The sequence below is a fragment of the Weizmannia acidilactici genome (assembly GCF_008974225.1).
GTDB classification, from domain to species: Bacteria; Bacillota; Bacilli; order Bacillales; family Bacillaceae_C; genus Weizmannia; species Weizmannia acidilactici.
In genome coordinates, this window is record NZ_BKZR01000012.1 from 64,658 (window position 1) to 77,919 (window position 13,262).

The 13,262-nt window shown below is 42.6% G+C and carries 9 protein-coding genes and 1 pseudogene; 2 read left to right on the forward strand and 8 right to left on the reverse strand.

All coding sequences use genetic code 11. The annotated features are described in order from the left end of the window. The first annotated feature begins 157 nt into the window (after positions 1-157). Both GBH70_RS06400 and GBH70_RS06405 read left to right on the forward strand, forming a co-directional pair. On the forward strand, positions 158-1,156 hold the full coding sequence (locus tag GBH70_RS06400; protein WP_151680261.1) for a glycosyltransferase family 2 protein: 999 nt from the start codon (positions 158-160) through the stop codon (positions 1,154-1,156). Positions 1,157-1,170: 14 nt separating this feature from the next. After that, complete coding sequence (locus tag GBH70_RS06405) at positions 1,171-3,402, forward strand: glycosyltransferase-like membrane protein (RefSeq protein ID WP_151680262.1); 2,232 nt, start codon at positions 1,171-1,173, stop codon at positions 3,400-3,402. A gap of 70 nt (positions 3,403-3,472) precedes the next feature. On the opposite strand, the gene GBH70_RS06410 is transcribed toward GBH70_RS06405, so the two are convergent. The 8 genes and pseudogenes from GBH70_RS06410 to GBH70_RS06445 all read right to left on the reverse strand — a co-directional run. Then, on the reverse strand, positions 3,473-4,672 hold the full coding sequence (locus GBH70_RS06410; protein ID WP_151680263.1) for a glycoside hydrolase family 25 protein: 1,200 nt from the start codon (positions 4,670-4,672) through the stop codon (positions 3,473-3,475). A gap of 224 nt (positions 4,673-4,896) precedes the next feature. Continuing rightward, positions 4,897-5,868 (reverse strand): sugar kinase, encoded by a 972-nt coding sequence (locus tag GBH70_RS06415; RefSeq protein WP_151680264.1) that lies wholly within the window; start codon positions 5,866-5,868, stop codon positions 4,897-4,899. Between the two features lie 213 nt (positions 5,869-6,081). Continuing rightward, positions 6,082-6,911, reverse strand: a pseudogene (gene kduI / locus GBH70_RS06420) (5-dehydro-4-deoxy-D-glucuronate isomerase). A 52-nt stretch (positions 6,912-6,963) separates the two neighbouring features. Beyond that, entirely contained in the window at positions 6,964-7,740 is a 777-nt protein-coding gene (gene kduD, locus GBH70_RS06425) for a 2-dehydro-3-deoxy-D-gluconate 5-dehydrogenase KduD (RefSeq protein WP_151680265.1), read from the reverse strand. A 161-nt stretch (positions 7,741-7,901) separates the two neighbouring features. Next, positions 7,902-9,326 (reverse strand): glycoside-pentoside-hexuronide (GPH):cation symporter, encoded by a 1,425-nt coding sequence (locus tag GBH70_RS06430; RefSeq protein ID WP_151680266.1) that lies wholly within the window; start codon positions 9,324-9,326, stop codon positions 7,902-7,904. Positions 9,327-9,405: 79 nt separating this feature from the next. Next, complete coding sequence (uxaC, locus tag GBH70_RS06435; RefSeq protein WP_151680267.1) at positions 9,406-10,818, reverse strand: glucuronate isomerase; 1,413 nt, start codon at positions 10,816-10,818, stop codon at positions 9,406-9,408. A 38-nt stretch (positions 10,819-10,856) separates the two neighbouring features. Beyond that, positions 10,857-12,347 (reverse strand): UxaA family hydrolase, encoded by a 1,491-nt coding sequence (locus GBH70_RS06440; protein WP_151680268.1) that lies wholly within the window; start codon positions 12,345-12,347, stop codon positions 10,857-10,859. Beyond that, a partial coding sequence (locus GBH70_RS06445) for a mannitol dehydrogenase family protein (protein WP_503827270.1) occupies positions 12,337-13,262 on the reverse strand: 926 nt, incomplete at its 5' end. The genes GBH70_RS06445 and GBH70_RS06440, both read right to left, overlap by 11 nt.

Below are 13,262 nucleotides of genomic sequence, written 5' to 3' on the forward strand. Positions count from 1 at the left end.
CAATTTTATTATAAAAGCATGCAAGGACTCCAGCGATGAGAATTGATTAAGAAACATTAAAGAATTTTAATGTATTTCTCACAGTCTATTGATGATTTATTAAAATTGAAAAAGTACACTGAAATTGTTGCGAAAGCAAAGTCATGGAGGTATTGTGATGACGGAAACTGTTTTAACCATTGTTGTTCCATGTTATAACGAAGAAGAAGTCCTGCCCGAAACGAACAGGCAGTTATTGGAAGTGTTGCACGAGGCAGTGGAGGCCAATTTAATCTCAAGCCGCAGCCGCGTGCTGTACGTCGATGACGGGAGCCGCGACCGCACGTGGGATTTGATCACCCGCTTTTCAGAGGAAAACGGACAAGTTACCGGATTGAAATTAAGCCGCAACTTCGGCCACCAGCTGGCGCTCATCGCAGGCATGGAAACGGCAAAGGAACAGTCCGATTGTGTGATAACGATTGATGCCGACCTGCAGGATGATGTCCATGCGATCCAGCAATTCTTGGTAAAATTCCATGAAGGATATGATATCGTTTACGGAGTGCGCGGTAAACGGGATACGGATACTTTTTTCAAACGAAATACGGCGCTGGCATTTTATAAAATGATGGAAAAACTTGGTGTCCGCCTCGTGCCGAACCATGCTGATTTCCGCTTGCTCAGCAGGAAGGCCCTTGATGAATTCGCCAAATACCAGGAGGAAAATGTTTTTATCCGCGGCATTATTCCACAGCTCGGGTTCAAGAGCGCGAAAGTATATTATGACCGTAAGGAGCGCTTTGCCGGAGAATCCAAATACCCGTTAAAGAAAATGGTCCAATTTGCCCTGGAAGGGATCACTTCTTTCAGCGTCGCACCGATCCGCGCGGCAACTTATTTAGGGGCCACTTTTGTAATCATGGCATGTGTGATGATCATATATACGCTTGTCCAGTACTTTTTGGGGCATGCAGTGACGGGCTGGTCATCCCTCATCCTCTCCATTTGGCTGCTGGGCGGCATGCAGCTGACCGCCATCGGTGTGATCGGCGAATATATTGGAAAAATCTTTAAGGAAACGAAACACAGGCCACGGTACATTATAGAAAAGAACCTATTTTCCTGCGATGTTTCTAAAATAAAGCAGGAAAGCCATGACAAAATCAAGCAATGAGGTGGTCTTCCTCAATGAGTGTGAAAAAAATATCCATTGGCCTTTTTAGCATCATATTCACTGCATTCTGTGCGTTCATAACGGCAGTGAGCTTTTGTATCCCGCCGCTTTGGGCAAAAAACTACTACAAACATTTCGTATTACCGGACGGAAATTTGAATATCTCGATCGGGCAGGCATCGGCCCTGCTTCTTTTTGCTGCGGTGGCCGTTCTGTTTTATCTCGGGTTGTACAGAATTTTTTCACGGTTGGCTGAAAAATGGCTGAAGCGGATTGCAGCCATTTTATTTGCGGCCATTTTGGTCTTGGAAGCAGCCATCATCATCCTGTTCCGCGGGATGCAGCCGCCTGAAGTGGACGGCGGCCATATTTATCTTGAAGCCCTTTATATGCTCAAACACGGTACACTGGCCGGGAACCAGTATTATCTGCAGTTGTATCCAAACAACCTGCCGATTACGGTTGCCCGCTATTTGCTCTATCGTTACGTGGCGTTCGGCAATCCTGCCTGGTTCCTGATCGTTGATAAACTGGCAGCAGCAGTATTCCTCGATATTGGAATCTTTTTCCTCTGGCTGTTAATGGTAAAAGTCTCCAACCATAAAATGGGGAATATACTGCTTGTCATGACGATTACATGGCTGCCGTTATTTCTTTACATACCGTATTTTTATACGGAAAGCCTGGCTCTGGCATTTCCGTCCATGGTGGTGTATTTGTGGTACCGATACAGCCGGACATGGCGGCCGGTTTACCTTCTTTTGCTCGGTCTGGCGCTTGCAATTGGATGCCAATTAAGGGAAAATATGGTTTTATTCATTCCTGCCCTGCTCATTTATATGTTTTATGTGCTCCGCCCGAAAAAAGTGCTCCTTTGCTGCGCCGCCATTCTGCTCACGTTTTTGCCTGCCACATTCGCAGCAAAGGCTTATTACGGGCAGCTCGGCTACCGGGAAGACTTGAGCATCAAGGCCCCCATGACCCACTGGGTTGTGCTCGGCCTTTCTCATGAAGGCAAATATAATGTCCCTGATACAAAATTGTCCGAAAGCCTCCATACACAGCAGACAAAGAAACAGGCGGATATGGCCCTCATTCAAAAAAGAATCGAAGACAGGGGGCCAGCCGGATTAATCAAACTTTGGGCTGTCAAAGCCGCCCGCACCTTTTCGCAAGGCGACCAGGCTTATGCAAATTATAACAACCATCCGGACCATTACTCTGCCGCTTACCGCTATATTTACGGAAGCCAAAAACAGATGATGTACTTTATCATCCAGTTTTTCCATGCTGCAGCGCTGTTTTTGCTGACCATTTCAGGTTTGCGGTTCTTCCGGGAAAAACGGTACGACATCCATTTGCTGATGCAAATCTGCCTGTTTGGAAGTTACCTGTTTTTCGCCATTTTATGGGAAGCGGAGCCTCGTTATTCGCTCTTGTTCACACCGTATATGATTTTCGGTTCTGTCTACGGCCTGCAAGAACTGCATCATTTTTTGGAAGCGAAAAAACTGCTGCCTGAACCGCACAGATGGAAGCTGCAAACGGCCGGACAGCTGGCGGTGGCTTTCTGCCTGCTCATGATGCTGCTTGCGTGTGCCGGCCTCAATGCGAAAACTTTGACAGAAACAAAGGGAAAATACCAGGATTATGTGGTGAACCAACTGGTACAGAAAGGCAAACATTTTGCACTTGTGGATGCGCACCACAATGCAGCGCAAACATTTACTGCAGATAAGCCATTCGACCGGATTACTTTCACGCCGGTCCATTTCCATGGCAAGGCAAAATACCGGATTTCTTTGTCACAAGGAGCCGGCAGCCAACAAAAACTTGTTTTTGAACGGACATTTACAAACCATAAAAAACCGGTAAACGGCCATGATGCGTTTCTTCTGAAAAAGGAATTGCCAGGCGGGAACAGGCAATATACGATGGAGATCCGGCAGCTTTCCGGAAACCCGCACGCCCGGCTGTCGATTTATGTGAACGGGGCAGGCGGCTCCTTTGAACTGATGGATGTGTATAAAGATGGCCAATTTTACCAAAACGGCAAACCGGTCCCGAAAACTGACCTAACGTTTAGTGTCTCAAAGGAAATCATCGGCCCGTACATAAGCCGCCGCGTATATGATTTGCTGTTTGCCAGCGCCGCCCTCATGCTCGCCGTCTACTGCTTTAGCGTCCTGCCTGCAGAAGAAAGCAAAATATCTTCGAAAAAAATCCGGAAAGTTGCGGATGCATGATAAAACCCCCGGTCTTAAACCGCAGGCCGGGGGTTTTTATTTAATTTGGCAGTCCTTTTGCGGACCCTTATTAAAAATCGCTGTCATAGCTGATATCCAGATCCACATATCCGTCAACGTCGATTGTGCCGGTGCTGGTATATTGCCAAACATCCGCCTCCGTCCCAAGCGTTACATTATAGCGCGCCAGCCAAATTTTTGTATCGCTTGGCCAAAATCCGGTATTGTTTTCCAAATAAGTCGTCCAGTCATAATAATCGGCGTACAACCCGACTTTCGTCTGCCCCAGCGTTTTCATTTCATTTAAAAAATAACCGATACAAACCGGGGCACTATTTTTCCACCAGGTTGCAGTAATACCGTTTGAAGTGGTTTCTTCTACATCTTCAAACGCATAACCCGTAAATACATAACCGGTTTTTGCTTTTGTTTGGCTCAGCACATTATAAAAAAGCTTTGCTTCGGCAATATGCTGTGACGCTGTCGTCGTGGAATTGCCGATCATATGGTAGGCATGGACAGATAATCCTGCGTTTCTTGCATACTTATAGTATGTATAGAATTCAGGATCCGTATATGTTGTGCCTTCGGTTGCTTTGATGATGACAAAGCTGTAACCCTCACTCTTCATTTTATTAAAACTCGACTGTGTGAGCGACTGGTAGTGGCTGACGTCTAATCCTTTTAACGTTGCTGATGAGGTGCTGGACGTGGATACTGTCTGAGTTTCACTGGTTGTTCCACCAGTTGTGGTTGTCTGCGTGCTTGTCGTTTCCGATGACAATGGCTGCGTTTGGCTTGTTGTTCCGCTGTTGGAAGTAGCGGACGGTTTTGTAAAATGGCTCTTATATATCCAGCCGTTTTTATTTGTCCCGATGACATGGACATGGTACATCCCATTTGCGCTTTCTTTTACATAAACTTTCTGATTAAGCGCTATGACACTTGTATACTTTGTGTGGGAGGAAGTTGTATACAATTTGGAAGATAAATAGACAGTCTTTTTCGTCAACGCGGCGGTTAAGTTATATGCTTGAATGTACCCTGTTTTTCCGCCAACTTTTACTTTATACCGGCTGTTCGATTTTCCATACGCGGCTACCGCAGTCCCGCTGTTTATTTTCTTGTAATAAGCGGTTCCGGTTGAGGATTTATACAGCTTTGACGGTGTCCAAGTATACATTGTGCCGGACGCGGCGGAAGCAGTCTTCGTATGACCAAGAGAGAACAATACGAAACCCGCAACCACCCAAAAAACAAATCTTCGCAATATGCACCTCTCCTTTTTGTTCTATTAAACAAACACTATTATAAACCCTTATAAGTTGCAAAATGATTTCAAAATGGTAACATATCAGAAAAATCCCTACTAAATGATAGAAAAGTCCTAGGGAAGCGGAATAAAATTGTAATTTTTGGAGGAAAGAAGAAGTTTCTGGATGATTTTTCCAAATTAAAAAGCCTGGCAGGGAGCCAAGCTTTCTGTTTTCTACTTTATTTTGCCGCTTCCAACACGGCGGATTTCATAAAGGCATCCAGTTCTTCACGTGTCGGAAGGCCATCGTTATCTCCAAGGCTCTGCATTTGGATCGAACAAATTGCGTTGCCTCGCATCAACGTGGCTTGATCATCCAAATTTTCTAGCATACCGGATAAAATGCCGGATACAAATCCATCACCGGCGCCGACGCGGTCAATCAAATTTTTCACTTCATATTTTGGGGCAGCCGTCTCTGAAAATGATCCGTCTGCCGTTCTTTTCTTTGTATACGATCCTTCCTCTACTAAATTGATGATGACCTGATGAACACCTTTAGATAAGTAGAAAGCTGCTACTTTTTCTTTCTCATTCTCGCCTGTTAAAATTCTTCCTTCTTTTGCATTCGGGATAACCACATCGCAAAGGCAAGCGATTTCATTTGTCCGTTTTATCATTTGCTCTTCAGAATCCCAAATGACCGGGCGTAAATTCGGATCAAATGTAATCGTTAAACCGTACTCGCGTGCTTTTTCGATCAGCGCCAATGTTGCCTCGTAACTACTTTCGCTCAAACCCGCCAAAATGCCGCCGAGATGAAGAATCTTTGCTCCTGAAAAATCAACTTGATCAACATACGCTCTCGTAAGCTTTGATGCGGCACTGCCTTTTCTAAAATAAAACGTCTCGGGATCACCAATGTCTGATAACCCTTTTAACATAAAACCCGTTGGATATTTCGGGGTTGAAAATACATATTGGGTACCAATGCTTTCTTTATTTAAGAAATTTTTCACATATACGCCAAAAGGATCTTCCCCAATCTGTGTTAAAAAAGATACCGAATGCCCCAACCGGGAAACCCCGACAGATACATTCACTTCTGCCCCGGCCATATAGCGGGTATAATGCCTGACACTACTTAAAGGCCCTTTTTCATCTGCAATAAACAGTATCAGGGGCTCCCCGGCAGTTATTAATTCACTCATTTGATTCGCCTCCTGGATTTTAGTCTTTATTTCTTATAAAGAAACATTATTTATTATTTGTATATATTTTTATTATAACCTGTTCAATTGGACAGTCAAGAAATACAAGATCCAAAAAGCGGAAACACCGCAGTGTTCCGGTTTTGTAAAAAAAGAAAGCCCCTATCATTTATTGTATGAATATGAGGCTTTCTGATGTGGAATGAGAGTATCTTATTTTAGATTTTCCATCGGCACAAAATCCATATCGTCATATGTGATGTTTTCCCCGCACATCGCCCAGATAAAGGTATAATTGCTTGTCGCAACCCCACAGTGGATTGACCAGCTTGGGGAGATGACTGCCTGCTCCGAAGATAAAACAAGATGCTTTGTTTCATCCGGTTTTCCCATAAAGTGGAATACCCTTGTATCCGGTTCCATATCAAAGTATAAATATGTTTCCATTCTCCGTTCATGCGTGTGGCACGGCATCGTGTTCCAGGCGTTTCCCGGCTCCAGCACCGTATATCCCATTTGCAGCTGACAGCTTTCACAAATATTCGGATGATGTATTGGTAAATTTTCCGTTTATTCATCGACACATCTTCACCCGTTTCCCTCGGCGAAATCTGATCAATGCTGATTTTGACGTTCGGATATTTATGATGGGCCGGCACCGACACACAATAAAATTTTGCCGGGTTTTCGGGATCATCCGATTTAAACACTACGTCTTTTGTCCCTTTCCCTATGTAATAGCCGTCCTGTTTTTTCATCGGCTCTTCCTTGCCTTCAATGGCGATGCTCCCCGGCCCTCCGATGTTGATGACGCCCAGTTCCCTTCGCTCGAGAAAATAGTCAACACCTAGCTCTTTCGAAAGCTGAATGCTTAAAGGCTCATTTATCGGGGGCACCCCTCCGAAGATTTGCCGATCACTATGGGTATACGTAAGCACAATATCTCCCGGTACAAAAACCTTTTCGACTAAAAATTCTTTCCGCAATTGTTCAGTCGAATAATGCCGGATGTCCTCCGGGCTGTGTGTATACCTTGTTTCCATTGTTTGAGCCATTTTAACCACTCCTTCATTTGAATATTTCTAAACAGGGGGCTTACCGCACCAGCCAGCCTCCATCTACCGCGAGAATATGGCCTGTTACATAGTCGGATGCAGCGCTTGATAAAAAGATAACAGCGCCCATCAAGTCAGAAGGGACACCCCATCGTCCGGCCGGAATTCTGCTTAAAATTTCCCGGTTCCGGTTTTCATCCTGCCGAATCGGGGCTGTATTGGCAGTTTTGATATAACCCGGGGCGATCGCATTGACTTGGATATTGTACGCGCTTAATTCATTTGCGAACGCTTTTGTCAGCCCTGCAACACCATGCTTGCTGGCCGTATAGGAAGGGACAAATTTCCCGCCCTGAAAGGAAAGCATGGAAGCAACATTAATAATTTTTCCGCTTCTCAGTTTGGCCATTTCCTTAGCGGCAGCCTGGCTTAAATAGTAAACAGCATTTAAGTTCACATTTAGGACGCTTTCCCAGTCTTCATCTTTATACTCCAAAAGCGGCGCCCGCTTGATGATGCCGGCATTGTTCACTAAAATATCAATTCGGCCAAAGGTTTCGATGCAACCTTTAATGACTTGCTTCGCGGCTTCTTTCCCGCTTAAATCCGCTTTTACAAGCACCGCTTTCCTGCCTTGTTTTTTGATCAAAGCTTTCGTTTCCTCGCCGCTTGACCGGTTGACCGGCAAATACAAATCCGCACCCGCTTTCGCCAAAGCGACGGCATACGCCTGACCAAGCCCTGTCGCTGCTCCGGTCACAACCGCAACTTTTCCTTTTAAACTGAAAAAATCCATGGTGAAATCGTCTAAATCCATAAACTTCACTCCTAAAACTATCATTTGTTGTATTATAAAAGATGGAAAGCGTTCATCAAGGTATTCAAAAAAAGAAACTAAAAGCTGATATCAGCAATTTCAATTTAAAAAACGAGAGATTAATCATAATCTCCCGTTTTAGGACTTTTCAACTTATTCTATTAACCTTGAATAAAGGTTCCATTTTCCCAGCGCCCATTTTCCAAATCACTTGCAATACGTTTAAATTTGTCATCAGGTAGATTATATAAAAATGTAATAATGACCGCTGCAAGCAGTAAGGCAATTGCAGGATAAATTGTCATAGCACCTTTAATTCCAAGTAGAGTAGTTGAAGTTTGGTGAGCATTCGCAACATAACCTGTTGCAGCAAGAATGCCCGCAGAAACTAATGCTGCAATTGACTGGGCAATTTTTCGTGAAAAATTAAATGCCGCATAGGTAATACCTTCTTTGCGCACTCCAGTGTGCCAATGCCCGTAGTCTATCGTATCTGAAACGAAAGCCCAAGTAATGCCATTTGGAATTGCCAGAGCCACATAACCGATCGTAACTAAAATGATAAATGTATAAATATTGGTAGGGATAATAAAGTTCAACCCATCAGCAACTACACCAATAAGAAGTCCGCCAATAGCTGTTCTTTTCTTTCCAAAGCGGCGCACCAAAAAAGGAATTAACGTAATCCCTGCAACAGAACAACCCATCATAACAAAGTTAATAATTGGCTGTAATCCGATATTGCCGAGATTATATTTGCAAAAATAAATCATCATTTGATTATTTGTATTCATTGCAGAAATTGTAAATAGAGTCATTAAAATCAGGCTCCATAACGGCCGATTCGTAAATACCACGCGCAGATAATCTTTTAACGTTTCCCGTTCCTTACTTCTTGAATTTTCAGCTTTGATATGCTCTTTTGTATTGATATAACAGATAAAGAAACCACATATTCCAATGAAAGCCATAATAGCCGCAGTAATAGCATAACCGATTTTTGTACTTGGAAACATCAGCATGATCGGAACAAAGGCAACGCCTGTTACCAATTGCGCGCCAATTGATCCAGCCTGCCGAGTCGAAGCCATAAATGATCTATCTTCTACATTTCGTGTCATAACAGAGGCCAAAGAGCCATACGGTACATTTGTAAACGAATACAAAATACCCCATGCCATATAAGTGGCATAAGCATAAATAATTTTTTCCGTCGGTGATAAACCGGACGGCATCGTGAATGTAATGACTGTCATAATGGCCAATAAGATGGAAGATATCATCATTACAGGCCGAAACTTCCCGCGTTTCCCCGGTTTTCTCGCATCAATGATTGACCCTGCTAAAGGATCCATAAATGCATCAAATATTTTGGTTATGGAAAAGATGCCAGCAGCAGCTGCTGCACTGATTCCAGCAATATCTGTATAAAAATTGGTTAAATATGCTTGCCCTAAGTCAAACATGAATCCGTTTCCAAAGTCACCAAAACCATAACTCACTTTTTCTTTTATAGATATTCGATTTGATGCATGTTGAGGATCAATATTTTTTTCTGCTGCACTGTTTACAACATTTTCAGCCATGGTTAGCCACCACCTTTTTAAAATATATATTTCATATTTAAACCAGCAGAAGCTTTATGATTTAAGAAGTTTCTTAACTCTAATCAAAAAATCCGAAATAGCGGTAAGCATTATTATAAGCAATATCTTCTACTATTTTTCCGATTTGTTCCTCGTCATCCGGAATCTGGCCGCGTTCCGCCCATTCGCCGAATAATTCGCATAGCACCCTGCGGAAATATTCGTGGCGCGGATAAGATAGGAAGCTGCGCGAATCCGTCAGCATGCCGACAAAATTAGGCAGCAGGCTCTCTTCAGCAAAGATTTCCAATTGCCTGCGCATTCCGCTTCTCGTATCATTAAACCACCATGCACACCCGAGCTGTAATTTTTGTACGGTGTCTTTTTGGAAGCATCCCATGATGGTGACAAGCGGAAACCAGTCATTTGGATTGAGCGAGTACAGGATCGTCTTTGGTATAATGTCTTCATTTTCCGCGCTTGCAAATAGTTTTGCAATTGATTCTGCAATATTCTCATCTATCAAAGCATCATAACCTGTATCCGGACCAAGTTTGTTAAACATCAGTTCATTCAAGTTCCGGTATGCATGGATATGATATTGCATCACCCAGTTCTTTTCATGATAAATACGCATCAATTCTTTTAATAGAGCAGTTCGGTACTGGATGATTTCAAGTTCGGTTAACGTTTCTTTTGACAAAGATTTCCTTACAATATGGTTTAATTCTTCCGGTGTTGCCTCAGCATACGTAAAAGTATCCAAAGCATGGTCAGACAATCGGCTCCCTAATTCATGGAAATATTCAACTCTGTGCTGGATTGCATCAACTATATCATCAAAGTTTTGAATCGAAACGCCGGATACTTTTGACAATTGATGAATATAGTCTGCGTATTCTTCCTTTTGAATATTTAATACTTTGTCCGGGCGGAAAGCCGGTAATACTTTAAAACCATTTTCCGTTTCTGATTCTTTAAGCAATTTGTGATAATGAAGATCATCCACCGGATCATCTGTTGTACAGACGACTTTGACATTGCTATTTTTTATAAGATTTCTAGGTTTAAAATCTTCCGTTGCCAGCAACTGATTCGCTTTTTCCCAAATTTCCGGGGCGGTTTGACGATTCAATATCGTTTCAATTCCAAAAAAGCGCCTTAATTCCAAATGGGTCCATTCATAAAGCGGATTGCCCACTGATTTTTCAATGGTTTCTGCCCATTTCAAAAATTTCTCGTAAGGTTCTGCATCACCCGTAATATATTTTTCCGGAACACCGTTTGCACGCATCAGTCTCCATTTATAATGGTCTCCGTAATTACCCTCATTAATCCAAACTTGGGCAAGATCGCGAAAATTTTGATTTTCATAGATTTCTTTAGGATTTAAATGGCAATGGTAATCAATAATCGGCATTTTTTCCGCATGGTTATGGAATAGCTTCCGAGAAAAATCTGTCGTTAATAAGAAATCTTTATCTAAAAACATATTGGATCCCTTCTTTAATAAAATGTTTATTGAATTCATCATTCTGTAACACCGTTTTTGAAAATCGCAATATCATGGATATGGCGGAGTTCATTTTTTGTCTTTTTGCCGCTCGCAACCTCGATAATAAATTGGATAAATTGCTCAGCCACCTCATCCATCGTTTTATCCAGCAGCTGCCCGGCGTTAAAATCTATCCACTGCTTTTTAGTTTCATAGAGCTGGGTATTCGTAGATACTTTCACCGTTGGTACAAAAGTTCCAAAAGGTGTACCTCTCCCTGTTGTAAACAAAACCATTTGGCAGTCTGCCGCAGCAAGTGCTGTGGAAGATACAAGGTCATTTCCAGGTGCCTGAAGCAAGGACAAACCTTTTTCTTTAATTTTTTCTCCGTATTCCAATACATCCACCACAGCCGACGTACCTGCTTTTTGGGTACAGCCGAGAGATTTGTCCTCCAGTGTTGTAATCCCGCCTGCTTTATTTCCAGGAGAAGGATTCTCATAAATAGGCTGGCCGTACGATGCAAAATAATCTTTAAAATTATTGATAAGGGTTACGATTTTATTGAAAACGTCTTTATTTTTCGCGCGTGCCATTAACACTTTTTCCGCGCCAAACATTTCCGGCACTTCTGTTAGAACAGTAGATCCGCCTTGAGAGACGATGTAATCGGAAAACCGTCCCAGCAAAGGATTGCCGGTAATGCCCGAAAAGCCGTCCGAACCGCCGCATTTTAAGCCGATTTTTAACTCAGATAAAGGCAGGTCGACTCTTTGGTCATTTTTCGCTGCATCATTCAATTCTTCCAATAAGCGGACGCCTGTTTCCACTTCATCTTCAACATTTTGGCAAATCATAAATTTTACACGTGCTTCATCAAATTCACCCATTTGTTTTTTCATCTCATCCAGCTGGTTATTCTCGCAGCCAAGTCCAAACACGAGAACCCCGCCGGCATTTGGATGTTTAGCTGCATCGATTAAAATTTTTTGGGTATTCTCCAAATCATCTCCCAACTGTGAACAGCCGTATGGGTGCTTAAAAAGAATAATCTCATCAAATGCACCGTTATCCGGGTGATTTTGCTTAAATTGTTCAACGATCAAATCTCCGATCATATTGATACAGCCCACGGTTGGAATGATATATAAATCATTGCGGATCCCGGCTTTGCCGTTTTTTCGCAAATACCCTTTAAATGTGCGGCTTTCTTTCGGATAAATATTTGGGTTTAGTTCCGGATTGTATTCATATTCTATTTTTCCTGATAGATTTGTACTGACATTATGGGTATGGACCCAGCTGCCCTTTGAAATGGATTGCGTCGCATATCCAATCGGCGATCCGTATTTAATAATGTTTGTATTTTCAGAAATATCTTCTGTTGCGATTTTATGTCCTCTTTTTACAACCTCATTCACCATCAAGGTTTTGTTCCCCAATACTACGGTTTCACCGGGCTGCAAATCTTGCAGGGCAACAATTACATTGTCTCTCGGATGAAGCTGAATCGTTTTATTTTTCAAAAGACAATTCCTCCTCGTTGGCCATTTGGACTGCTTTACGAGCGCCTTCGTTTTTGATCAATTTTATTCCTTTGTGTACTTGTTCCAACAGGCCATCTATTTTTGTCAAATCTTCGCCCCACAAAGATTCATTTGCTAATATTGCTTTCACATAGTGATCAGTTTTGTAAGCATTCTCAAAAGTTGTTAATACATCTGGAAGATCAATTGCTCGTGCAAGTGTATGGTCTTGTTTTCCATAAATTACAAGCAACCCGGATAGAGCTAATGAAATTCTCATTGGAATTTTATGAAAGCGCTCAATATATTTTTTCAACGTTGGAAGAAGTCGGGCTTGAAATTTGGAAACACTGTTCAAAGCAATGGAATCCAACTCATGCTCCATAAATGGATTTTTGAAACGTTCCTGAATTTCAGCTGCATAACTTGTTAACTCTTCTTTCGGAAGATCCAGGGACGGTATTATCTCCTCGTACATTTCCCGGTCAATAAACCGGTAAAAATCCGGATCATCCATTAATTCCCCGACGGTTTTGATGCCGGCTAAGCGTGCCAGACAAGCCATTGTCGTATGCGGTCCGTTTAATAAGTAAACCTTGCGATCGCGGTACGGTTTTAAATGGTCTGTGACAACCACATTCAGTCCCGCTTTTTTTAGCGGTAGCTCCTCTTCCAATTCCCGCGGCCCTTCAATGACCCAAATTAAAAATGGTTCCGCTTTCGCAATCATTGTATCTTCATAGCCCCATTCTTTCCAGAGCGCCTCTGCCCGTTCTTTTGGATAACCGGGGACGATCCTATCGACCAAGCTGGAGCAGAAAGTATTTTCCGATTCTAGCCAGCCGGTAAATGCTGTATGAGTAAAATGTTTACGGGGAGTAGATAAGTTTAGGAATATTCTAACAAAAGCAAGAA